Source organism: Bacteroides caccae (assembly GCF_002222615.2).
In the GTDB taxonomy this organism is placed as follows: domain Bacteria; phylum Bacteroidota; class Bacteroidia; order Bacteroidales; family Bacteroidaceae; genus Bacteroides; species Bacteroides caccae.
This window is the reverse complement of sequence record NZ_CP022412.2, coordinates 1,412,100-1,436,619: the sequence shown is the minus strand read 5'-3', so window position 1 is coordinate 1,436,619 and position 24,520 is coordinate 1,412,100. Positions and strand designations below refer to the sequence as shown.

The 24,520-nt window shown below is 39.8% G+C and carries 26 protein-coding genes and 2 tRNA genes; 12 read left to right on the top strand and 16 right to left on the bottom strand.

The features are described 5' to 3' along the window. Positions 1-62: 62 nt before the first annotated feature. From CGC64_RS05570 to prmC, 13 genes are all read right to left on the bottom strand, one after another. Complete coding sequence (locus tag CGC64_RS05570) at positions 63-737, bottom strand: hypothetical protein (protein ID WP_005679022.1); 675 nt, start codon at positions 735-737, stop codon at positions 63-65. Continuing rightward, complete coding sequence (locus CGC64_RS05565; RefSeq protein ID WP_008649611.1) at positions 667-858, bottom strand: hypothetical protein; 192 nt, start codon at positions 856-858, stop codon at positions 667-669. The genes CGC64_RS05570 and CGC64_RS05565 overlap by 71 nt, the downstream gene beginning before the upstream one ends. A 2-nt stretch (positions 859-860) precedes the next feature. Further along, positions 861-1,034, bottom strand: coding sequence for a hypothetical protein (locus CGC64_RS18920; protein ID WP_005679021.1), 174 nt, complete (start codon positions 1,032-1,034; stop codon positions 861-863). 277 nt (positions 1,035-1,311) lie between these two features. Further along, positions 1,312-3,135 carry a DEAD/DEAH box helicase family protein gene (locus CGC64_RS05560; RefSeq protein WP_005679020.1) on the bottom strand — a complete coding sequence of 608 codons (1,824 nt, stop codon included), beginning with the start codon at positions 3,133-3,135 and terminating at the stop codon, positions 1,312-1,314. A 3-nt stretch (positions 3,136-3,138) separates the two neighbouring features. Then, a complete protein-coding gene (locus CGC64_RS05555; RefSeq protein ID WP_005679019.1) occupies positions 3,139-3,606 on the bottom strand; it encodes a hypothetical protein in 468 nt (155 codons plus the stop codon). An 83-nt stretch (positions 3,607-3,689) separates the two neighbouring features. After that, positions 3,690-4,895, bottom strand: a complete 1,206-nt coding sequence (locus CGC64_RS05550) for a site-specific integrase (protein WP_005679018.1) — start codon at positions 4,893-4,895, stop codon at positions 3,690-3,692. A 158-nt stretch (positions 4,896-5,053) separates the two neighbouring features. Continuing rightward, a tRNA-Leu gene (locus CGC64_RS05545) sits at positions 5,054-5,137 on the bottom strand. A gap of 16 nt (positions 5,138-5,153) precedes the next feature. Then, positions 5,154-5,226: transfer RNA gene (locus tag CGC64_RS05540), tRNA-Gly, on the bottom strand. 92 nt (positions 5,227-5,318) lie between these two features. After that, positions 5,319-6,659 (bottom strand): argininosuccinate lyase, encoded by a 1,341-nt coding sequence (argH, locus tag CGC64_RS05535; protein WP_005679017.1) that lies wholly within the window; start codon positions 6,657-6,659, stop codon positions 5,319-5,321. An 11-nt stretch (positions 6,660-6,670) separates the two neighbouring features. Beyond that, positions 6,671-7,081 carry an SRPBCC family protein gene (locus CGC64_RS05530; RefSeq protein WP_005679016.1) on the bottom strand — a complete coding sequence of 137 codons (411 nt, stop codon included), beginning with the start codon at positions 7,079-7,081 and terminating at the stop codon, positions 6,671-6,673. 94 nt (positions 7,082-7,175) lie between these two features. After that, positions 7,176-7,814: an orotate phosphoribosyltransferase gene (gene pyrE, locus CGC64_RS05525; protein WP_005679014.1), complete on the bottom strand. Its 639-nt coding sequence runs from the start codon at positions 7,812-7,814 to the stop codon at positions 7,176-7,178. 79 nt (positions 7,815-7,893) lie between these two features. After that, positions 7,894-8,376: a regulatory protein RecX gene (locus CGC64_RS05520; RefSeq protein WP_005679012.1), complete on the bottom strand. Its 483-nt coding sequence runs from the start codon at positions 8,374-8,376 to the stop codon at positions 7,894-7,896. Next, positions 8,373-9,209 carry a peptide chain release factor N(5)-glutamine methyltransferase gene (gene prmC / locus CGC64_RS05515; RefSeq protein ID WP_005679010.1) on the bottom strand — a complete coding sequence of 279 codons (837 nt, stop codon included), beginning with the start codon at positions 9,207-9,209 and terminating at the stop codon, positions 8,373-8,375. Before prmC ends, CGC64_RS05520 begins: the two co-directional genes overlap by 4 nt. Before the next feature lie 54 nt (positions 9,210-9,263). Here prmC and ribD point away from each other — a divergent pair, with 54 nt between their 5' ends. The 12 genes from ribD (at position 9,264) to CGC64_RS05455 (ending at position 22,141) form a co-directional block, all read left to right on the top strand. Further along, entirely contained in the window at positions 9,264-10,310 is a 1,047-nt protein-coding gene (gene ribD / locus CGC64_RS05510) for a bifunctional diaminohydroxyphosphoribosylaminopyrimidine deaminase/5-amino-6-(5-phosphoribosylamino)uracil reductase RibD (RefSeq protein ID WP_005679009.1), read from the top strand. 133 nt (positions 10,311-10,443) lie between these two features. Continuing rightward, positions 10,444-11,937, top strand: coding sequence for a DUF6242 domain-containing protein (locus tag CGC64_RS05505; RefSeq protein WP_005679008.1), 1,494 nt, complete (start codon positions 10,444-10,446; stop codon positions 11,935-11,937). Between the two features lie 26 nt (positions 11,938-11,963). After that, the gene (locus CGC64_RS05500; protein WP_005679007.1) at positions 11,964-12,698 is read left to right on the top strand and encodes an isoprenyl transferase; all 735 of its coding nucleotides are present in this window, start codon (positions 11,964-11,966) and stop codon (positions 12,696-12,698) included. 30 nt (positions 12,699-12,728) lie between these two features. Beyond that, on the top strand, positions 12,729-15,383 hold the full coding sequence (locus tag CGC64_RS05495; protein WP_005679006.1) for a BamA/OMP85 family outer membrane protein: 2,655 nt from the start codon (positions 12,729-12,731) through the stop codon (positions 15,381-15,383). Positions 15,384-15,409: 26 nt separating this feature from the next. Further along, the gene (locus CGC64_RS05490) at positions 15,410-15,925 is read left to right on the top strand and encodes an OmpH family outer membrane protein (protein WP_005679005.1); all 516 of its coding nucleotides are present in this window, start codon (positions 15,410-15,412) and stop codon (positions 15,923-15,925) included. A 56-nt stretch (positions 15,926-15,981) separates the two neighbouring features. Beyond that, positions 15,982-16,497 (top strand): OmpH family outer membrane protein, encoded by a 516-nt coding sequence (locus CGC64_RS05485; protein ID WP_005679004.1) that lies wholly within the window; start codon positions 15,982-15,984, stop codon positions 16,495-16,497. Positions 16,498-16,602: 105 nt separating this feature from the next. Continuing rightward, a complete protein-coding gene (gene murI / locus CGC64_RS05480) occupies positions 16,603-17,445 on the top strand; it encodes a glutamate racemase (protein ID WP_005679002.1) in 843 nt (280 codons plus the stop codon). Positions 17,446-17,521: 76 nt separating this feature from the next. After that, on the top strand, positions 17,522-17,755 hold the full coding sequence (locus CGC64_RS05475; RefSeq protein ID WP_005679000.1) for a DUF2007-related protein: 234 nt from the start codon (positions 17,522-17,524) through the stop codon (positions 17,753-17,755). 280 nt (positions 17,756-18,035) lie between these two features. Next, the gene (gene proB / locus CGC64_RS05470) at positions 18,036-19,118 is read left to right on the top strand and encodes a glutamate 5-kinase (RefSeq protein ID WP_005678998.1); all 1,083 of its coding nucleotides are present in this window, start codon (positions 18,036-18,038) and stop codon (positions 19,116-19,118) included. A 22-nt stretch (positions 19,119-19,140) separates the two neighbouring features. Continuing rightward, entirely contained in the window at positions 19,141-20,394 is a 1,254-nt protein-coding gene (locus tag CGC64_RS05465) for a glutamate-5-semialdehyde dehydrogenase (protein WP_005678997.1), read from the top strand. A gap of 84 nt (positions 20,395-20,478) precedes the next feature. Further along, the gene (locus CGC64_RS05460; protein ID WP_005678996.1) at positions 20,479-21,432 is read left to right on the top strand and encodes a Rossmann-fold NAD(P)-binding domain-containing protein; all 954 of its coding nucleotides are present in this window, start codon (positions 20,479-20,481) and stop codon (positions 21,430-21,432) included. A gap of 4 nt (positions 21,433-21,436) precedes the next feature. Next, complete coding sequence (locus CGC64_RS05455) at positions 21,437-22,141, top strand: DUF5041 domain-containing protein (protein WP_005678995.1); 705 nt, start codon at positions 21,437-21,439, stop codon at positions 22,139-22,141. A 116-nt stretch (positions 22,142-22,257) separates the two neighbouring features. On the opposite strand, the gene CGC64_RS05450 is transcribed toward CGC64_RS05455, so the two are convergent. Genes CGC64_RS05450 through CGC64_RS05440 form a run of 3 tightly spaced genes read right to left on the bottom strand, consistent with a single transcriptional unit; the run spans position 22,258 to position 24,516 of the window. Further along, positions 22,258-22,650 carry a rhodanese-like domain-containing protein gene (locus tag CGC64_RS05450; RefSeq protein ID WP_081447324.1) on the bottom strand — a complete coding sequence of 131 codons (393 nt, stop codon included), beginning with the start codon at positions 22,648-22,650 and terminating at the stop codon, positions 22,258-22,260. Positions 22,651-22,663: 13 nt separating this feature from the next. After that, the gene (locus tag CGC64_RS05445; protein ID WP_005678992.1) at positions 22,664-23,371 is read right to left on the bottom strand and encodes a NigD1/NigD2 family lipoprotein; all 708 of its coding nucleotides are present in this window, start codon (positions 23,369-23,371) and stop codon (positions 22,664-22,666) included. Then, positions 23,368-24,516: a 1-acyl-sn-glycerol-3-phosphate acyltransferase gene (locus CGC64_RS05440; RefSeq protein ID WP_005678991.1), complete on the bottom strand. Its 1,149-nt coding sequence runs from the start codon at positions 24,514-24,516 to the stop codon at positions 23,368-23,370. Before CGC64_RS05440 ends, CGC64_RS05445 begins: the two co-directional genes overlap by 4 nt. Between the last annotated feature and the right edge of the window lie 4 nt (positions 24,517-24,520).

Sequence of the window (24,520 nt, the reverse complement as noted above, 5' to 3'; positions counted from 1 at the left end):
CAGAGGTCAAATTATACCCTCTCTTAATATAATTAATAACAGGTATAAAATGACCTCTTTACTTACTTATTAAAGCTAAGAATTATATTAGGTAGTAAATCTCCTGTAATGGGATGCCATTCTTTCTTTTGTTTGGCTTCATCATTGCTTATTAGTAATTCATTAGGAGTAAGTTCCAACCTGTCGGGAAACAGTTTTAACAATCCTGCTTGGAATAATTCAATATTATACTTGAATACTGTATTCTTACTTATTCCCAACTTATTAGCTATTCCTATGTTAGTAAGAGGAATAGTATTATTCTCTGCAATTAATAATAGCTTGATATAGTACCCTTTCACTTTCACACTTAGCTTAACTTGGGTAAACTTATGGGATAATGTGATAAAGCCTTTGTAATCCATGGCAGGTATCTTATACAGACTTCTCATTGTAAATTCATATACAGGGTGGTTGATTGGGCTGGGGTATTTCTTTCTTGTCAATATCGTGTCCATACTCTTATTGAAATTCTTTAATACACCTTTCTTCTCACCTGTAATCTTGGCTATATCTTCAATCCGTAGTCTTACATTATAATAGATGTTTCTATATAAGGACAGACAGAAGAATCTATACAGGTTAGGTTCATTTAAAGCATTTAACATTGACTTATTAATAGTAGCATTATGAGTTCTTATGCTTGTCCTGTTTATTAGATGTTGTTTGGCAATATTCATTAGTAGCTGATTGAACATTATCGGTAAATAACAAATCTCTCTTCTCCCGTTCCAACTTGTAATAGTAGGCTGTACCAAAGTAAATCTTGGCTTCCTTCCTGTTGGCAAACTGCTTCCCTGTAGGTAAATGGATTATCATAATTAATCGGTTAGTCTTTGTAATGGGATATATACAGTATAATATCTTCCGTTCCTGTGTACCCTGCGTTTCATGTAGCCATTAAATTGCGCCCACATTCCGATTTGAAGTTTATTGTCCCGTACATTATTCTTCAAGGCTTTAATTCTGATTTCATGATAGGTAAGTTCTTTCATAGTAATTAATAAGATTAGAATAGGTTAGTAGTAATGAATCTCGGTAGGTTGCAGATAATCTGAATGTTATGTCATTTGAGGTACTGCAAAGGTAATAAATGTCAGTGGCATTGCCTAACCATTATACCACAATCGGGAATGACAGACTACAGGATAAAACAAATCCCGATAATCCAAGTTAGTGATAACCGGACTATCAGGATTATAGCATATTCAACCTTTTATGAGGTGGGGCATATAAATTGAACATTCTTCCCTAAAAGGTTGAATGGCTGTACTACACTTTCTCTCTTACAAGCAACAGGGCTTTATCCTTCTTAATCCACACTTCTTTAGTTTCAAAGTATGAATTGATACTTTGGGCTGTTATCTTATTAGGCGGAGTAACTCCCAATAACTCGAATATACGAATCAGTTCTTCTTTAATATAGGTTAGTCTGTACTTCATTCCTACCTTGAATGAGGTCTTTATCAGTTGGATAGTCTCCGTTCCTTTGGCTCCCAACAGGTATTGTGCAACTATCATCCGCTTCTTGATTTCAGGATAGGAGTAATCCAGTTCTTCAATCACTTCCTTGCCTACCAGTTCGTATGCTTCAACTATGAATGAATCCGTTCTTCTCAAATCAGTTTTAAATTCACGTTCCTGTTCTGTAAGGTCATTATTGCCTAGATATTCCAGTAACTTGACAATCTGCGTTCTCCTATCCTTTGTGCTAAGCGTCTTCAACCCCCGTTTGAATCGTAGGTCTTCATCTGTAAGGGCGGGACGGTCAGACAATGCAAATACGGAAGGCGTTAATATATCATTATGCTGTTCATAAGCCCGTTGAAGTGACTTCACATCCCGATAATATCCAGTTACCAGTGCATCATTTATATAGTTGTCAACAGCAAACCAGTTCTTGTTACCGTCTATGTCCAACATCTGATTGAATGGCAAACTGTCCATTGCAGCTTTATATGCTACCCTTGCCCCTTTACTGGCTGCCGCATCATAAAATGTTTTGAGTGTATTATATACTTCCTCGCTTGTCCTGACAAACTCATCCAGTTCTTCCTCGGTTCTCTGTGGCAGTTCGTACTTGCTATTGGTAACGTGGGTGACAGCCGTTATTCCATTCCTGAATCTGCCTATAATCTGGACTACATCGGAATATGGGTCAAACATCGTCTGTTCTGCAAAGTACACATCAGTAACCAGTATGACATAAGGCTTGAAGTCCAGTTCAATATCCACCGCATTAAAGAAGCGACTGGTAAAGAAGTTGTATTGGCTCATCCTCTCTATATCCCAGTTCTCATAACATCGGTTGAAGTTATTCTGCTTTAACTTGTCTATGCTCTTGGGGGCGCAGAATACGGAAGACTTGTCAAACAGTTTAAGTTGGGATATTATAGAGTAGATAATACCTACAGAATTTATGAATATGAAGAAAGGTCTGTCTTTGTCTTGTCCTGTTATGAATGGCATCCAACCAAATTCCTCCCAAACTTCCCTTAATATGTTGGTTGAAGGCTTTATATCAATCTCCTTAGCGTAATCGTATGTAGGTTCAATCTTAATGATACTGAAACCGTTCTCTTCAAAACGTGGGTCACTGAATTTAAGCGGAGTTGCAGATACCAGTGCCTTCCCCTTGAACTTGAAGAAGTCATTCATAGGCAGGACAATATCACTTCTATAATCCACGTCCTTTATAGTCTTGTGAGCTTCATCAATAAGTAGGAAACAGGTATTATATATCTTGCCGTTAAATATCAGAAACGCATCTTTAACCTTCGTGAAGCTTTCGGGTGTAGTGAGTATCTTATAATATTTCCCCCTGCTTGCTCCTAGATATTTGATAATCCTGTCAGTAGTGACACCCTCATAGACACCCAGCAAATTGTCATTCTTATGTTTGTCGGAATTACATTTACCGATTATTACAGGAACGTTCGGTTCTATGATAATGGAATGTCTTTGAGCCTTAATCTCGCTATAAGTCGCACCGATACCTGTCAGGGTCTTATAAAGAATGACATTGGACGGTATTTCTTCCAATACATCTGACAGATGTTTGTCCGGTGAATCAATCTCGATATATGTGGTTTCCATTTATTAAAGTAAAATAAAGTCACGTGCCTTTAGATATTCCAACAGCTCGTCTGTCTTCTTTAATTTAAATATCACCTTCCCGTTATCAAATGCCGATATGGCTCTTACAAATCCGCTTCCGTCTCTAGGCAGAGGACTGAACTGTACTGTCATTTTGCTTTCAATGAAGTTCTTCAACATACATAACTGGAAGTCTTCCTCTTCTTCTATCTCTCCCTGTATTCCGAACGGTTTCGCATCTATGTCCTCAACCTCACCATTGACAAGATAGTTCATAAGCCAGTAAACGTTATCTTCCTTAAAGATAACATATTTAAATGCGCTGACAGTTTTTGATTCAATCCATGCGCATGAGTAATTGGTTATGTCCTCATTGAAGAAGCCTATTGTAAGCTTCTCACCTCTAAGCATAAGTTTCTTTATTTGATTATGCGCATCAGAATTGCCGTAATTGGATAGTTTATGTTTCATGTGTAATGTTGTATAATTAAATGCTTCAAATATATAAATAAAATCCCACCTGCAATAATTACAAGTGGGATTAATTGAAAGTACTATAACAAGTTCTTCATTGCATCATTTAATTGCCTGTTCTCAAAGCTATCCAAATAAATTTGTGTCACCCTTTCCGAACTATGCCCCAACGATTCGCTGATAACAGAAGTAGATACTCCGGAACGTTTCAAAACTGTCGCATAGGAATGGCGGGCGACATAACTGGAAATCTTTAATTCAATACCCAACTCCTTTCCAATATCAGCCAAATATCCATTAACGTTATCCAACACATCATATATCCGGTTTCTTATTTGCCGTGGTGTCCGCTCACGATTATCCAGTACTGGAAATACATATTTACGCTGTGAGGAACGATAGCGGTTCACTATCTCAACAGCCTTCTCTTGTAACGGTAACATTATTAACTTCTTCGTCTTCTGACGAATATACACCAAACGTTCACCGTCAAAGTTCTTATCTGTAAGAAAAGCCATGTCCGTGAAGTTAATGCCACCCATTAAATAAGAGAACGTAAACATATCAACCGCCAATCTCTTATAGAAACGTGCCCTTGACACATCATATTCAATAACCTGCTTCACCTGTTCTTTTGTTATAGCACGTTTAGCTGTCTCCTTATGTAATTTAGAGACTTTGTATTTTTTAAACGGATAACAATCCACCTTCACTATACCTTCAGCCAAAGCCAAGTTATAAACAGCCCGCAATGTCCTAAAACGTATGCCAATGGTATTATCCGCCAAATTACAGCGTCTCAGCCAAGATTCATACGCTTTTAACCAATTTACATCAATTTCGGAGAAGTAAATGTCTAAATGCCCTCTATACTTCAACAGAGAGTTACATACCTGTTGTACAGAAAGCGCATACCCTAACCTACCCTCGTCTTTAAGTTGAGCTATATACTCATTAAACAGTTCACCGACCGTTCTAGCCTTCTGTACAGGCACAACTGCTTCAATCAAAGATGCAGATGAATACTCCCGATTCTCCGCAGAGAACTCAAGCACACATTCAGCATACTTCTGTTCATGCTCATTAATAACCTTTATTAACTGTTCCCTATTGGGACAATTACGCTTAGGACTATTCTTCTTAAAATCCCAATATTTAGGATTTACAGAGATTCCAAGACCGACATACTTCCGTTTGCCGTCTTTGCACACACAAATCATTAATGGATGCTCACCATTACTAAGAGTTTTAGACCTGTAACACAACACATTAACCGTTGCTTTCATACACATTTCCGGTTTACATCTTGGTTTACATAAGTCGCATAAATCAACCTTAAAACGGGCTAAAATCAGGATTTGAGACAGAATGAATCAGTGATAAACGGATAAATAAAAAGCTCCGTAAATCAAAGATTTACAGAGCTTTTAATCAGGAATACTCGTACTCGAAGCGGGACTTGAACCCGCACAGCCGCAATGGCCAAAGGATTTTAAGTCCTTCGTGTCTACCATTCCACCATTCGAGCATCCTTTCAAAGAAAGAGCGGAAAACGAGACTCGAACTCGCGACCCTAACCTTGGCAAGGTTATGCTCTACCAACTGAGCTATTTCCGCGTATTTTCAACGGGTGCAAAGATAAACAGTTTACTTGTTTCTGCCAAATCTTTTCGAAGGAAAGTTTAAAAAACTATCCTTCGAAATGCTGTTTATCGCCCAAGAAGTGCCTTTTCAGCTTCTTCCATCCCACAGAAATTGAAACCTTCAACGGTCTGCTGCATCAATTCGGAGATTTCGGCATTACATAAATTACCAATACTGCCTTCGTGCGTATGATGTACTTCTTTACCATGAGAGAATTTTCCGGCCTCAATATCCAGTCCCACCTTTTTATAAGCATCACGGAAAGGCATACCTTCACGAGCCAAACGATTCACTTCTTCTACACTAAAGATAAGCAGATACTTATCATCGTCAAGAATATGTTCGTTCACTTTTATCTCGTTCATTATATAGGTCGTCATCTGCAAGCAATCTTTCAATTCCTGGAAAGCAGGAATAAAGACCTCTTTTATAATCTGCAAGTCACGGAAATAGCCGGATGGCAGATTATTCGCAATCATCATGATCTGTTGAGGAAGCGATTGCAATTTATTACATTTGGCACGTGTCAATTCAAAGACATCCGGGTTCTTCTTGTGTGGCATAATACTGGACCCCGTAGTACAATCATCCGGCAACTTTACAAAACCGAAGTTCTGACTGTTGAACATACAAGCATCAAAAGCTAGTTTGGATATTGTTCCGGCAATGGTTGCCAAAGCAAAAGCCACATTACGCTCCATTTTTCCACGTCCCATTTGAGCATATACTACATTGTAGTTCAGCGAATCAAAACCGAGCAAACGAGTTGTCATCGTCCGATCCAATGGAAAAGAAGAACCATATCCGGCAGCAGAGCCCAGCGGATTACGATTGCACATCTTAAAGGCAGCCTGTAAGAATAACATATCATCTACCAAGCTCTCGGCATATGCACCGAACCACAGTCCGAAAGAGGACGGCATAGCAATCTGTAAATGTGTATATCCCGGCATCAGTATATCCTTATATCGCTCACTCTGGTTAACCAGCACATGGAAAAGTTGCTCTACCGCCTCAGCGATTTCTTTAATTTGTGTACGGGTAAAGAGTTTCAAATCCAGCAACACTTGGTCATTGCGTGAACGCCCGCTATGTATCTTCTTTCCTATGTCACCCAAACGCCGGGTCAACATCAATTCCACCTGTGAATGTACGTCTTCCACTCCTTCTTCTATCACAAATTCACCTTTTTCGGCCGAAGCATATATATTCCTCAACTCTGCCAACAATTGCACGAGTTCCTCCTTTGTCAACAAACCGATACTTTCGAGCATTGTGATATGAGCCATAGAACCGATCACATCATGTTTAGCCAGATAAAGGTCCATTTCGCGGTCACGACCTACAGTGAAACGTTCGATATCTTTATTCACCTGTACGGATTTCTCCCAAAGTTTCTGTGCCATAAAAACAAGTATTAGTAATTAATAACAGCCAGCATTTCAACCATTTTCTCCAACCCCTCCTGAAGCGGTTTCTGTACCATCGCTTTCATAAACGGATTAATATCTATTTCGATAGTCACTTTCACATTACATTCCTCCTCAGCAGTTTCAACCAGTTGAATCCACATATTAAAAGGAAGCGGTGAATTGGTAGTTGCCAGTTTAATGGATTTACAAGGATCACGTTCTACAATTTGCAGCGTCAACTGCCCTACGGGAGAGACTGTAAAACTCAACGTATCCGAATCAAAACTTAAATCTTCCACTTTATCCTGTGGCAAACGGTCTTTGATAGCTTCCAGATTGCTTAAATCCGAAAGCTTATTATATACACGTTCCTGACTATAAGGTATTACCTTGACACTACTCTCAAAATTTGCCATAAATATCTGTTAGTATAAAATAAAAAAAGAACGACCCGAACAGTTACTGTCCGAATGGTTCTTTCTTTTAAATATTTGAATTAACAATAAAATCTTACTTTCCAGCATCCCAATGCGCGGGGTCCTTACGCCATTCATTCAATGTTTGTATGTCTTCTTTTTCGATATAACCTGTACGAAGTGCCACATCAAGCACCGCTTCATAATTGGTTAATGTCACCAAAGACACTTTCGCATTTTTGAATGCCTCTTCGGCAACCGGGAATCCATAAGTAAAGGCCGCAACCATACCGATTACTTCGCAACCATCACGACGGATTGCCTCTACTGCCTTCAAACTACTACCACCTGTAGAAATTAAATCTTCAACCACTACAACTTTCATACCCGGACGAAGTTCACCTTCAATCAAGTTTTCCAATCCGTGGTCTTTCGGGGTAGAACGAACATACACGAACGGCAGATTTAATGCATCAGCTACTAAAGCTCCCTGCGGAATAGCACCTGTAGCTACACCGGCAATCGCATCCACCTGTCCGAATCGTTCCAATATCAGACGTGTAATTTCAATCTTCACAAAATTACGAAGAGAAGGATAGGACAGAGTTTTACGGTTATCACAGTAAAAGGGGGATTTCCATCCAGAAGCCCATGTGAAAGGGTTAGCGGGCTGAAGTTTAATAGCTTTAATCTTCAACAGTTTCTCCGCAAATAGTCTCTCTAAGTTTTTCATAACTAAACTAACTATTAATTATTTGCCGCAAAAGTACAGAAATTGAACGAGAATAAAAAGAAGAATCCGTTATATTTTTTTAGTCGACCAATTCCTCTTCTTCAGGAACATCGATACAACGCTTGATATCTTTTAGTTCAAATCCACGACTCATCGCAAACCTCATTAACTTTCCATTCAATTCATAGTCATCACTGGCATGAATACTTTTCCGCTTTGAAGCTAACAAGTCGCGCAGAACGGAGAGGTATTCTTCTTCATCAATCTCATTCAGATAACGCCATACCACGTCAGAAGGAATCTTTTTCATATAAAGCCCTTGAGCGATTTTCATCTTTCCCCACTTGGAAAAACGGAACTTATCATTCACAAAAGCACGACAGAAACGTTCATCATCAATAAACTTTTCCGCCTCCAGTTGGTCTAGAATGCGCGCAATGGTTTCATAGGCAATTCCCCAACGTTGTAATTTCTCATTTATCTCTGCCCGACAATGCTCGGCAGTAGAGCAATAAGAGGCTACACGATTCAAAGCCTCTTCATCAGTTAATTGTGCACTCATCGGTTAGCTGTAACTATTCTATCTTTTCCAAATATGTCTTTAATAACACGAACATCACGATATTGGTTCATTTCAAGTATGTGTGCTGTTTCCCGGCCATAAGCCTGGTTGATTTCAAAATAAAGCTTGCCACCCGGCAAAAGTAAGTCGCACCCCAGACGGGCAATCCGACGATAGAACCGCAAAGGATCATCATCGGGGACAAACAGGGCAAGTCCCGGTTCCCAATCAAGTACATTGGCTTCCATATCCTGCTTCTCCGCCTCAGTTATATAAGGTGGATTGCTGACAATAACGTCATAACAAGAAGTCGCGCCGAGTTCATCAGACAGCACATCTCTCCGTCGAAACATAACCCGGGCGTCCAACTCTTTATTATTTTCACTAGCTATGGCTAACGCCTCTTCCGAAACATCCCAAGCCTCTACTTCTGCATCCGGAAGGTTCTGATCCAAAGAGATTGCGATACATCCGCTTCCCGTACCTATATCTAATAGGTGACGGGCACCCGGATTCTCCTTCACTATCAATTCTACCAGCTCTGCCGTTTCCGGACGAGGAATCAAGACACCGGGAGCAACTTTAAATTTCCTTCCGCAAAATTCAGCAAAGCCGCGAATGTACTGTATCGGCTCATTTTTCTGCAAACGGAATATAATGTTTTCTAATTCACGCTGTTTGCATTCGGATAAAATTATATCTTTGCCCATGTAAATATCAAGCGCATCTAAACCTAACATGTCGCAACAGATCAACATCGAAAGAGCTTTTACCTCTTCCGGAGGATAAATATCCTGTAATGACTGACGGATGTAAGTAGTGATACGATTCATATTTTCACAATTTCGGAGTGCAAAAGTAAGAATAATATAGCGAAGAGCACCAAAATGGAAGAAGAAAAATACATGAGGCGTTGCATTGAGCTGGCAAAAAATGGTCTATGTAACGCTGCCCCCAACCCAATGGTAGGGGCTGTCATTGTATGCGACGGACGTATTATCGGCGAAGGTTATCACATTCGTTGTGGAGAAGCGCACGCAGAAGTTAATGCGATTCGTTCCGTCAAAGACGAATCATTATTAAAACGTTCTACTATTTATGTCAGTCTGGAGCCATGTTCCCATTACGGAAAAACGCCACCTTGCGCAGACTTGATTATAGAGAAACAGATTCCACGTATTGTTATCGGTTGCCAGGACCCGTTTTCACAAGTTGCAGGAAGGGGTATCCAAAAACTAAAAGATGCAGGACGGGAAGTAATTGTAGGCGTATTAGAAAGTGAATGCAGACAGTTGATTCGTCGTTTCATCACTTTCAACACGCTTCATCGGCCTTATATTACTCTTAAATGGGCGGAATCTGCCGATCATTTTATTGACTTGGAACGAACGGACGGGCAACCTGTTGTACTCTCCTCTCCTCTGACTTCAATGCTCGTACATAAAAGAAGAGCAGAATCTGTTGCTATCATGGTAGGCAGGCGAACAGCATTACTAGACAATCCTTCTCTGACCGTACGTAACTGGTATGGACGAAATCCGATACGTGTCGTATTAGACCGTACGTTGTCTCTTCCTAATGATTTGCAGCTATTTGACGGCAATGTGCCAACATTAGTCTTTACAGCAAACAAACATCCGGAAGCGAAGAATATCACATATATCACAATCGACTTTAATCACAACCTATTCACTCAGATAATGGAAGAACTCTATCAACGAAAAATACAATCATTACTGGTGGAAGGAGGCAGCCAACTTCTTCAGTCATTTATAGCCAATGAGTTATGGGATGAAATATATATCGAGAAGTGCCCCAACAAGCTATATTCCGGTGTTAAAGCACCTGAAATATGCGATAAATTTAGTTATTCGACAGAAGAACACTTCGGAAGACAGTTTTGGCATTACATTCATCAAGATAAGCTAAAATAGTCCTATTCAGGGAGTTTTACGTCGATAAAATCGACGTTATTATCTATAATTTTATATAAAACTTGCCGGGAATGTTCTTTATCGGAAAAAATGTTTCTATTTTTGCAACTTGTAAATAAACACAATCTTTCAAATGAGAATAAAGTTTTTATCATTTATTGCGAGTTTTTTCATGGTGTCATTCGTTATAACGTCATGTCTTGACGATGATAACAACATCGAATATAGTCCGGACGCGACTATACATGCGTTTGAACTTGATACAACAGGCCTTGGGAAGTATAAATTCACTATTGACCAATTGAAAAGTGAAATCTATAATGAAGATTCACTTCCTGTTCATGCTGATACCATTATTGATAAAATTCTAATAACTAAATTGACTACAGCGTCCGGTGTCGTGACAATGAAAGACCAAAGCGGCAAGGATTCTATCATTAACATCGCAGATTCTATTGATCTCAGAAAGCCTATCAAACTTAAAGTATGGTCAACAGAAGCATTGGCCGGCACTTCTCCTGATCAAACAAGAGAATACACGATTAGTGTACGAGTACATAAGCATGATCCGGATTCATTGAGGTGGAATTATGTTGCTAAAATTAGTAATTCTGAGTCCATTAAAGAACAAAAAACAGTCATTTTAGGAGAGAACATTCTTACTTATTCTGTAGTGGATAATGTCCTCAAAGTATATATTGCACAAAAAGGAAACGCAATGTCATGGGTCTCAAACTCTTTGGAAGAGAATCCATTTAAGAATAGTCTTCCTTCTTCAATATTGTCATACAACAATAAATTATATGCAACAACAGCCGATAATAATGACGGTAACGTGTATGAATCTACCAATGGTATAAAATGGGAGACTTCAGGCTTATTTGAAAATGAACATGTAAATCTACTCCTAGCTCCTTTAAGTAATAAAATAACATACATCAAGACAATAAATGAAACAAAAGTTTTTGCTTCTACTAATGAAATAACTTCCAACGCAAAAACAGACCAAGAACTTCAAGTTGTACCAGATGACTTCCCTATTGGAAACATATCTTATACAACTTATACTACAGCAACTGGTCTTGAAGGAATTATGCTCATCGGAGAACATGCTAAACAGCCAATAGCCGGAGATATTGAAGCTATCGTTCCATGGGGATATATGGGCAGTATATGGGTTTCATTCCCACCAAATAACGAAGAGACAAGCTGCCCGGTACTACAAACCCCTACCATTATGTATTATAACAACCAGTTCTATATCTTTGGAGAGAAATTTGAATCATTCTATACCTCAGAAGCAGGTCTTGCATGGAAAAAAGCAAATAAAAAGTTCTCTTTCCCTTATCAGGACTGGAGCGAAGCTGATTTTAAGCCAAGTAAAGAGCAACCGGAATTCAGAGGTAGAGAAACCTATTCCTCTGTATTAGACGACAAGAATGACTATATATATATTTTATTTAGCGGAGGAACTGCTAGTTTTGAGGAAGAAGTGGAAGATGAGGAAGATGAGGAAAAAAGTAGTAAAGCTACTAAAACACATACCTACACTTATGAATCTGAAGTATGGCGCGGTCGTTTGAACCAGCTATGGTTTGACAAGGATCCGCTAAATGCCGGTAAATAATAAACGTATACGTTTAAAATAAGAAGATGTCCTATATAGAGCAAATAGACAAAACTCGGATCCCCCAACACGTAGCTATTATTATGGATGGCAACGGACGGTGGGCTAAGCAACGGGGAAAAGAACGTACTTACGGTCACCACGCAGGCGCGGAAACAGTGCAGAAAATCACAGAAGACGCTGCACGGTTGGGAATTAAGTATCTGACTTTATACACCTTCTCAACCGAGAACTGGAATCGACCACAGAAAGAAGTGTCGGCTCTGATGAATCTATTGTTAGATTCTATTGAAGAGGAGACATTGATGAAGAATAATCTCCGCTTTCAAGTCATCGGTGATTTCATGAAATTACCTGCTGATGTGCAAGCTAGTCTGAAAGCATGCATAGAACATACAGTTCATAATACAGGTATGTGTCTGGTGTTAGCTCTTAGTTATTCTTCCCGTTGGGAGATAACTGAAGCAGCCCGACAAATAGCAGCACAAGTTAAAGCAGGAGAAATATCTCCTGAACAAATAACAGATGAGTACATATCCTCTCACCTATCAACAAACTTCATGCCTGATCCGGATCTGTTGATCCGCACGGGGGGAGAAATCCGGTTAAGCAACTATATGTTATGGCAATGTGCTTATTCAGAACTTTATTTTTGTGATACCTTTTGGCCGGATTTTGACAACGAAGAACTCTATAAAGCTATCTGCGAATATCAACAAAGAGAACGCAGGTTCGGCAAAACCAGTGAACAAATCAGCTAACATTATTCGAAACATCAAATTATAACATAAATGCATTATCGTATTTCCTTTATATTCGTAACGTTTATCTGTCTGTTCTGTTTTGTAACAACAGGCATTGCGCAAGAAGCCAACACTGATGAAGACTCGAAACCTGTCATCTTATACTCCGGTACACCGAAACAGTATGAGATAGCGGATATCAAAGTCGAAGGCGTGAAGAATTATGAAGACTATGTATTGATTGGAATATCCGGATTATCGGTAGGACAAACAATTACTGTGCCGGGTGATGAAATCACTGGAGCAATCAAACGCTACTGGCGTCATGGTTTATTCTCCAACGTACAAATTACAGCCGAAAAAATAGAGGGTAACAAGATCTGGTTAAAAATCAGTCTAACGCAGCGTCCCCGTATCTCTGAGGTACGTTATCACGGCGTTAAGAAGTCGGAACGCACCGATTTGGAAGGTAAGCTGGGAATGGTAAAAGGTATGCAGATCACTCCGAATACCGTAGACCGCGCAAAGACACTTATCAAACGATATTTTGATGACAAAGGATTTAAAAATGCCGAAGTGATCATTTCACAAAAAGATGATCCTTCCAGCGAGAACCAGGTTCTTGTAGATATCGATATCGACAAGAAGGAAAAAGTAAAAGTCCACGAGATACAAATCGTTGGAAATACAGCTATCAAAGCTTCCAAGTTGAAACGAGTAATGAAGAAAACCAATGAAAAAGGTAAACTTCGTAACTTGTTCCGTACTAAAAAATTCGTACCGGAAAACTATGAAGCGGATAAACAGCTTATCATCGACAAATATAATGAATTAGGCTACCGTGATGCAATGATTGTAAAGGACAGCATATCACAGTATGACGAAAAAACAGTTAACGTCTTTCTGGATATAGATGAAGGTCAGAAATATTATCTCCGTAACGTTGCATGGGTAGGTAATACGCTCTATCCGTCGGAACAATTAAACTACCTGCTTCGCATGAAGAAGGGTGACGTTTACAACCAAAAGTTACTGAACGAGCGTATTTCCACAGACGATGACGCTATCGGCAACTTATACTATAACAACGGTTACCTATTCTATAATCTCGATCCGGTCGAGGTAAATATTGTAGGTGACTCTATCGACCTCGAAATGAGAATCTATGAAGGCCGCCAGGCTACTATTAATAAAATCAATATTAGTGGTAACGACCGTTTGTATGAAAACGTAGTCCGTCGTGAGCTTCGTATCCGTCCGGGACAATTGTTCAGCAAAGAAGACTTGATGCGTTCTTTACGTGAGATTCAGCAAATGGGACACTTTGACCCGGAAAAACTGCAACCGGATATCCAACCGGACCCTATGAACGGAACCGTTGACATAGGTTTGCCTTTGACTTCTAAAGCCAATGACCAGGTAGAATTCTCTGCCGGTTGGGGACAGACTGGTATCATTGGTAAACTGAGTTTGAAGTTCACCAACTTCTCCATAGCCAATCTGCTGCATCCGGGGGAAAATTATCGCGGTATCCTGCCACAGGGTGACGGACAGACATTGACTATCAGCGGACAGACAAATGCTAAGTATTATCAATCGTATAGTATCTCATTCTTCGATCCTTGGTTTGGTGGTAAACGTCCGAACTCATTCTCCGTATCCGCCTTCTTCTCTGTACAAACGGATATCAGTAGCCGTTACTACAATTCCAGCTACTTTAACAACTACTACAACAGTATGTATAGCGGTTATGGTGGTTATGGCATGTACAATTATGGTAACTACAATAACTACGAGAACTACTATGACCCGGACAAGTCTATCAAAATGTGGGGACTTTCCGTTGGTTGGGGTAAACGTCTTAAATGGCCCGATGACTACTTCACCCTTTCTGCAGAGTTGGCTTATCAACGCTACAACCTGAAAGACTGGCAGTACTTCCCGGTAACTAACGGTAAGTGTAATGATTTGAGCATTTCATTGACGTTGGCACGTAACTCTATTGACAACCCGATCTTCCCGCGCTCCGGTTCGGATTTCTCATTATCAGTACAGTTCACTCCACCGTATTCAGCTTTCGATGGCAAGGATTATAAAGGTTACTACTCTAACCCTAAAACAGGTAGTATCACCCAAGACAATATGAACAAACTTCATAAATGGGTAGAATACCACAAATGGAAATTTAAAGGTAAAACATATACCCCGTTAATGGACCCTATTGCTCATCCGAAGTGTCTGGTATTGATGACACGTACAGAATTCGGTTTGTTGGGTCATTACAATGAATACAAGAAATCACCATTCGGTACATTTGATGTCGGTGGTGATGGTATGACCGGTTACTCAAGCTACGCAACAGAAAGTATCGCATTGCGTGGTTATGAAAATAGCTCATTGACACCATACGGTTCCGAAGGTTATGCTTACACACGTCTCGGAATTGAATTAAGATATCCGTTAATGCTGGAAACAAGTACCAACATTTATGTGTTAGGCTTCTTGGAAGCTGGTAACGCTTGGAATGATATCAAGAAATTCAATCCGTTCGACTTGAAACGTTCTGCCGGAGTTGGTGTGCGTATCTTCCTGCCGATGATTGGTATGATGGGTATTGACTGGGGTTACGGTTTCGACAAGGTATTTGGTTCTAAACAATATGGAGGAAGCCAATTCCACTTTATCTTAGGACAAGAATTCTAAAATGTATCACCAAAAAACTAAACGTCATGAGAAAGTCTGTTCTATTTATCACTCTGCTGTTTGCCATTAGTATGGCAGCTAACGCACAGAAATTTGCATTGATCGATACGGAATATATTATGAAGAATATTCCGGCTGCTCAAAGCGCTAATGAACAAATGCAAGAAGCTACGAAGAAATATCAGGCTGAAGTAGAAGTCTTGGCAAAAGAGGCACAGAAAATGTTTCAGGACTACCAAGCGAAATCGTCAACTCTTTCTGCTGCACAAAAAACAAAGAAAGAGGATGAAATCGTAGCCAAAGAGAAGGCTGCCGCTGAACTAAAACGTACTTATTTTGGTCCGGAGGGTGAATTGGCAAAGATGAGAAACAAGCTGATTACTCCGATTCAAGATGAAATTTATGAAGCAGTAAAGGCTGTATCTCAACAACATGGATACGACATGGTAGTCGATAGAGCCTCTGCCGCAGGCATAATTTTTGCAAATCCGCGCATTGATATCAGCGATGAAATATTAAGAAGATTAGGATATTCAAATTAATTTCATACATTTGCAACTGGAAATAACTAAAAATCATTCAAATAAATTATAGAACTATGCTAAAAAGAATCGCACTTGTAATGTTGCTTGCACTCCCAATGGGTGTATTTGCACAGAACTTAAAATTCGGTCATATTAACGCACAGGAAATTATCACTGTGATGCCGGAATTCACAAAGGCTCAAAATGACATTCAGAATTTAGAAAAACAACTTACTGCTGAACTTCAAAGAACCCAAGAAGAATTCAACAAGAAATATCAGGAATTCCAGCAAGCTATCGCTAAGGATTCTCTTCCGGCTAATATCGCTGAAAGAAGACAGAAAGAGTTGCAGGATATGATGCAAAGACAAGAACAGTTCCAGCAAGATGCTCAGCAACAAATGGCAAAGGCACAAAATGATGCAATGGCTCCTATTTACAAAAAATTAGATGACGCTATCAAGGCAGTTGGTGCCGCTGAAGGAGTAATTTACATCTTCGACCTTGCAAGAACTCCAATACCTTATGTTAATGAGACATTAAGCATCAACCTGACTAACAAGGTAAAAGCTAATCTCGGTATTAAATAAGCAATAAGAGTAAGAAATTCTAAAAGGGAAAGGGAAAAGAAGCACAGACTTCTTTCTCTTTCCCTTTTTTTCATGTACATTTGCGTATATAAATTCTCATCCGTTATGAAACAACAGTTACCCTATACACCCGGACCGATCGGAGTATTTGACTCCGGATACGGCGGACTGACTATTCTCAATAAGATAAGAGAGATATTACCTGAATATGACTATATTTATCTGGGAGATAATGCCCGTACACCCTACGGAACACGTTCTTTTGAAATCGTATACGAATTCACTCTACAAGCAGTCAACAAGTTATTTGAATTGGGCTGCCATCTTGTTATATTAGCTTGCAACACAGCCTCTGCCAAAGCATTGCGTAGTATACAGATGAACAATCTACCGAAGATAGATCCGGAACGTCGTGTACTCGGAGTAATCCGTCCCACGGTAGAGTGCATAGGGAATATAACACAAAGCCGACATATCGGAATATTAGCGACAGCAGGTACAATCAAATCAGAGTCTTACCCGCTGGAAGTTCATAAACTATACCCCGATATTCAAGTAAACGGAGTTGCCTGTCCGATGTGGGTACCATTAGTAGAAAATAATGAAGCACAGAATGAAGGAGCAGATTATTTCATCCGGAAATATATAAATCAGTTATTGCAAAAAGACTCACAGATTGACACTGTGATTCTGGGTTGTACACATTACCCTCTGCTACTTCCGAAAATTCAGCAATATATTCCGGATAATATCCGCGTGATCGCACAAGGTGAATATGTCGCCGAAAGCTTAAAAGATTATTTGTGCAGACACCCGGAAATGGATATTAAATGTACTAAAAATAACAGTTGTTTGTTTTATACAACAGAAGCGGAAGATAAGTTCATCGAGTCGGCCTCGACTTTCCTAAACCAACAGATTAATGTAAAACGAATCACGCTCGAATAAAATTCTGGAAAAGAATAACTATTTATTGCCATTTCTTGTTATATTTGTAAACAACAACCCTTAATACCATAAGATCATGAAAGAAGAAGATTACAGCAAGTCGATAGAAGTATTCTCCGGCTCTCCGTGGGAGGCAGAAATCATCAAGGGATTATTAGAAAGCAATGACATTCGCTGCGTTATCAAAGATGGAATTATGGGTACATTGGCACCCTATATTGCTCCGGCAGTCTCTGTCCTTGTCACTGAAGACGAATACGAATCCGCTACCGAACTAATCAGAAGTCGAGCAGAAAAAGATAACGACTAATACACTTCAGGCCTTCTCTGATATTCTCCAGTGAATTGGCCTAGGAGGACCGTATGTATATTTTCACCTCCCGTACCCAAATTGACACAGGGAGTAATATTGATGTGTGCACTTTCAAATATGATGAAGGAAGTCATCTGTTCTACTTGTAGATTCGTATATTTCATTATTTACTTTTTCTCTATCAGGATGCTAAGATAATTCTTTTCAGCCCGTTTTGGTAACATATCGATAAAAAGTTCTATATTTGTACTTTCAAATCGTCAGTAAATTAGCAAAAATGAAACAGGTATTTACACGGGTTGCAGTAAAGGTCGGTAGCAATGTATTAACACGCCGAGATGGGACGCTGGACGTTACTCGTATGTCAGCGCTTGTTGATCAGATAGCAGAATTGCATAAATCGGGAGTGGAGATTATTCTCATTTCGTCAGGAGCGGTAGCGTCAGGACGTAGTGAAGTATCCCCACAAAAAAAACTCGACAGTGTAGACCAACGTCAATTGTTTTCTGCAGTAGGACAGGCAAAGTTAATCAATCGTTATTATGAGCTTTTCCGCGAACATAATATTCCTGTCGGTCAGGTATTGACTACAAAAGAAAGTTTTGGCACACGCCGCCATTATCTCAATCAGAAAAACTGTATGACAGTGATGCTTGCAAATGGAGTAATTCCGATTGTAAATGAAAACGATACGATTTCTGTCAGTGAACTGATGTTCACCGATAATGATGAACTATCCGGACTCATTGCCTCGATGATGAATGTACAAGCATTGATTATCCTCAGCAATATAAACGGAATTTATAATGGTTCTCCTTCAAATCCGGATTCTTCCGTCATTCGTGAGATTGAACATGGAAAAGATCTATCCAACTATATCCAAGCTTCCAAGTCCAGTTTCGGCCGAGGGGGGATGTTAACAAAGACCAATATAGCCCGCAAAGTAGCAGATGAAGGGATTACGGTAATTATCGCCAATGGGAAACGAGATAATATCCTGGTCGACCTGCTTCAACATCCGGATGAAACTCTCTGCACACGATTCATTCCTTCCAACGAACCGGTATCCAGCGTAAAAAAATGGATTGCCCACAGTGAGGGATTCGCAAAAGGTGAAATTCACATTAATAAGTGTGCTACCGAAATACTAAATTCTGAAAATGCAGTCAGTATTCTTCCGATCGGTATTACACGTATTGAAGGAGAATTTGAAAAAGACGATATTGTGCGTATCATGGATTTTCAGGGAAATCAGGTAGGAATAGGGAAAGTAAATTGTGATGCTAGACAAGCAAAGGAAGCTATAGGAAAACATGGTAAAAAAGCGGTAGTACATTACGACTATCTATACATTGAATAATTAATCGAAAGAAAAAAAGTGTATGGTTACTAACTTAAACGAAACCTTCGCTGCCGTACAAGCAGCTAGCCGTGAATTGGCAATCCAGGATGACACAATAATCAATCAGATACTAAATGCAGTAGCTGATGCAGCTATTGCAGAGACACCGTTTATTCTGGCAGAAAATGAAAAAGACCTCGCACGAATGGATAAGAATGATCCAAAGTATGACCGGTTGAAACTGACAGAGGAACGTTTGAAAGACATTGCCACAGATACACGTAATGTTGCAACGCTTCCCTCTCCCTTAGGAAGGGTGTTGAAAGAGACCATACGCCCCAACGGAATGAAACTGACCAAAATCAGCGTGCCTTTCGGAGCAATAGGAATCATCTACGAAGCACGACCTAATGTGAGTTTCGATGTATTCTCCCTTTGCCTGAAAAGCGGAAATGCCTGTGTATTGAAAGGAGGAAGCGACGCCGATTATTCCAACCGGGCCATTATCTGTGTTATTCACGAAGTACTAAAAGAATTCAATATCAATCCACATATTGTCGAGCTACTCCCAGCCGATAGAGAAGCTACAACAGCATTGCTAAATGCAGTAGGTTATATCGATCTGGTTATCCCCAGAGGAAGTAGTAACCTTATCAATTTTGTACGCAACAATGCAAAAATCCCGGTCATTGAAACAGGGGCCGGTATTTGCCACACTTACTTTGATGAGTTTGGAGATGTAAGTAAAGGGGCAGATATTATTTATAATGCCAAAACACGCAGAGTCAGTGTATGTAATGCATTGGACTGTACTATCGTACATGAAAAAAGACTGGATAAGCTTCCTTTGCTTTGCGAAAAGTTAAAAGACAGCAATGTGATTATATATGCCGATCCGCGAGCCTATCAGGCATTAGACGGCCATTATCCTGCCGAACTTCTGCAACCTGCAACGAAAGAAAGTTTCGGCACAGAGTTCTTAGACTATAAAATGGCGGTTAAAACAGTGAAGAGTTTTGAAGATGCTTTGAGGCATATCCAAGAAAACAGTTCCAGACACAGCGAATGCATCGTCACAGAGAACAAGGAACGTGCAGCGTTGTTTACTAAAATAGTAGATGCTGCTTGTATATATACTAATGTCTCTACGGCCTTCACCGATGGAGCCCAATTCGGTTTGGGAGCAGAAATAGGTATCAGTACCCAGAAATTGCATGCACGTGGTCCCATGGGATTGGAAGAAATGACCTCATATAAATGGGTCATTGAAGGAAATGGACAGACAAGATGGTAATATGTATGTAATAGTGAACTATAAACTGTGAATAGCAAACAGTTGAAAGATAAATCGTATAATAACGAATTAATTATAGAAAACATGAAGAAATTTACTTGTGTACAGGACATCGGCGATTTAAAATCAGCCCTTGCAGAAGCATTTGAAATCAAAAAAGACCGCTTCAAGTATGTAGAATTAGGACGTAACAAGACATTAATGATGATCTTCTTCAATTCCAGTCTACGTACACGCCTCAGCACACAGAAGGCCGCTTTAAATCTGGGAATGAACGTAATGGTGTTGGACATCAACCAGGGTGCATGGAAACTGGAAACAGAACGCGGTGTTATCATGGACGGCGACAAACCCGAACATTTACTGGAAGCCATCCCCGTCATGGGATGTTACTGCGATATAATCGGAGTACGCTCTTTTGCACGCTTCGAGAATCGTGATTTCGATTATCAGGAAACGATTCTGAATCAATTTATCCAGTATTCGGGACGCCCCGTATTCTCTATGGAAGCAGCAACCCGCCATCCGTTGCAAAGTTTCGCAGACTTGATCACCATCGAAGAATACAAAAAAACTGTACGTCCGAAAGTGGTTATGACTTGGGCTCCGCATCCGCGTCCATTACCACAGGCTGTTCCCAACTCATTTGCCGAATGGATGAACGCCACCGACTATGATTTCGTCATTACTCATCCCGAAGGCTATGAACTGGCTCCACAATTTGTAGGAAATGCCAAGGTGGAATACGACCAAATGAAGGCTTTCGAAGGAGCCGACTTTATATATGCCAAGAACTGGGCAGCCTATGCAGGCGACAATTACGGACAGATATTGAGTAAAGACCGAGAATGGACTGTCAGCGACCGACAAATGGAGGTGACTAATAACGCTTTCTTCATGCACTGTCTTCCTGTACGCAGAAACATGATTGTGACGGATGACGTTATCGAAAGTCCACAATCTATCGTTATCCCGGAAGCTGCTAACCGTGAGATCTCAGCGACAGTCGTTTTAAAGAAATTACTTGAAAGTCTATAACATCATGTTCAAAAGTAAACTAATAATCATATTGCTATGCCTGTGCGTTGTTGCAGGCATAGCAGATGCCCAAGAAAAAAAGTCTCAAGTAATACAGTCAGAACCACAATTAGAAGACATCTATAATGTACTGGAAGCTATGGACATTCACATGTTCCGTTTTGAATTAAAAGAGTTTCTGAACAAAGTATATACGGTCACTGCCTACATGGATGAGTATGAAAATGGAAAATCCCCCAAACAAGTGCATAATATCAGACTCGGGAAAAACATTCAGTCTTTAAATGCAGTACCAGAAGAACATCGTCAAGCTTTCCGGGAAATAAAACATATTCCGGAAGGCAAGAACGAATGGGAGAATATCAAAGAGATGTCAATATATCTTAGAAAGTCCAATGATTCGACTTCAGTTTGCACTATTAATGTACCGGGAACGATGAAAGGTGGTGCACCATTAAAATTACAGGCAATAGAAAAATACCACTCTTATATTTATTACCCGCGCCTATTTAAATTTCAGCCTATACAAGACACAGACCATTTGAAAATTCCTTTAATTTTATATGGTTCCGCTTGGCTGGACAAGCAACATGACATCATCCGATTTTGTGGAGAAAGAGAAATTGATCCGGAAATGAAAGCAGAAATCCTTAAAGACATACCCCATTATTTTGTAATAGGAATAGAGCTTAAAGCTGAGAAAGAGTGATCAACTTTTTATTTTTAGACATGGACTAAACGAATAGACAATTCTCTATTAATATCACCGCCACACCGTCAAACCAATTAATCCATGTCTAAAACCTATATTTTTCACCACATCGACTAATGCTCAATCTCCTTGCCTGCCTCCTGCCAAGAATTGAATCCCTTATCAAGTTCAAAGACCTTATACCCTTTCTCACTCAGAATATTCGCAGCCTTTTTGCTCCGCTTGCCGCTACGGCAATACACAGCTACCGGTTTATCTTTTTGCAACAGCGAATCTGCCATTGAAGCAAAAGAATCATCCATTACATTGATATTGATTGTCTTTGCAATATGTCCTTCCGAATACTCTGCCAAAGTACGGACATCCAAACGCTGTATATCCTCATTCTGAATGAGGTTATCAAAATCATCCACGTTCATAGACTTGAAATCTCCTTTCTGCTGACAAGAGAAAAGAGAAGAGAGAAATAAAAATAATCCCACAGCTAGTTGATTCATTTTAAACATCATACTCTATTATTCAATTCTTATCCGGAACATATTCAAATCCGGGGTTACAGTACTTACCAGATTCTATTGCAGTGCCGTCCTTATCATACGTATAATATTTGAACTTAATCGTTATCTTTTGACCGGGATTCTCTGCATCCGCATATTTATCCAAAGGAACAGAGAGATAAGCACGACGATTGTAGTACTCCTCATCACCATTCGCATCATGGTACAACAACATATTTACAGTACCATTTGTTTCAAATTCGGACAAATCTTCCACTATGCCGAAAACATGCTGTTTACCACCATTAACCTTGAGATTCAGAATCATATTCAGATAACCTCTTCCCAACCAGATACTGACAACATCTACCGGATCATGCTTTAACCCGTCTCTATAAGTTGGATCATCTGCCGGTTTAGGTGTCGGCGTAACAAGAGATTGCAAAGAATAAATCACAGCTGTAGCCGTGTGCCCGTTCGAAAGCGTTTCATAATTACTCATTACACGCCTGGAAGTATTTGGCGAAATAGCAGAACCCGTACGATCTTTAGATACAGTCAACGCTTCCCCATTATCAGGTATCAACGTCTGTATACTACCATCCGTTCCAGCCTTCACTGTTACAAATTCCAATTTAACCGACGGATAATAATAATCATCCTCCCCACAAGCGGACATCAGCAAAAGTAATCCCCAAAACCAGACTATATGTAACTTTCTTATTCTCATCGACACGCAGCTAAATGGTTTATTAATGGATTGGCATACATTAATAACAACTTCTCACGCAGAAAAGCTTCATCCTTATTAGGAATCTCTATTTTACCCAATTGTTGCTCAATATAGCCTACAAACTGCTGTTTCTCCTCCTGCGAATAAATCCCGGTAAACTCTGTCGTCCCATTCAACCAGTCATAAGCGACGTAATTTCCCGGATACATCCGGTAATTACGATAAATTCTCTGATCAATACAAGCAGAAATAGCAGCAAACAACTCCGGTTTCGGTAACGAGCGGTCTATTTGTTCCAGTTCATCATTTATGCAAGAAGCAACTTGAAAATGCACCTTACCTTTATATCCGAAAAGCCCGGTTTGCATATTAATCAAGTCGTCTTGTGTTGTTTTTTTATATCCTTCTATATCCCTTTTCAACTGAAATTCCCGTGCTTTCAGGAAGTCGCAAGGATCATATTCGTATGAAATGGCAAGCGGAGCAATATTCATTTCCTTCAAGCGATCTATCAAATCTCCTTCACCTCCCATTGCCAGCATTTTCAGGACACTATCTTGCGTGCGGTCATTAGAATCCTTCGCCCGTCCTTCACGCTGTGCAATCCAAATAGATTGATTTTTCTCTGCAATGGTATAATGCATATATCGGGACATCCGCGTCGAAGCCTCCAACATCTGGCGCATCGTAAGTGCCCGCTGAACAATAAAAGACTTGTTGACACGCACCAGCTTCTTTATCCAAGGATAAATAAGTAAGTTATCACCAATAGCAATCTCTACCGTATCCATTCCCTGATCGACCAACAGAATAGAAAGGAAGCCTGAATCCAAGATAATATCCCTGTGATTTGAAATATATGTATAGGCTTTCTTCTTATTCGGCAAAGCATTGTGATCTAATGTCAGCCCATTTGTATGTTCTTCTGCTATCTTCCACAAAATACCATAACAAAATGCTTTCTGGAAATCAAGTTTCGTCTTACACGTACGCATTTTCTGCGCCAGAAGTTCAAATGGAACGTTCGGTATAGCTCCGGTAGCAGCTTTCCGAAAAGCCGGATCGGCAATCAGTTCCTCAAAGATTTGAGGAAGCTCCTCATCATTATAAGGACGAATCTCATTAAACTCTGTCAGATCCATAACG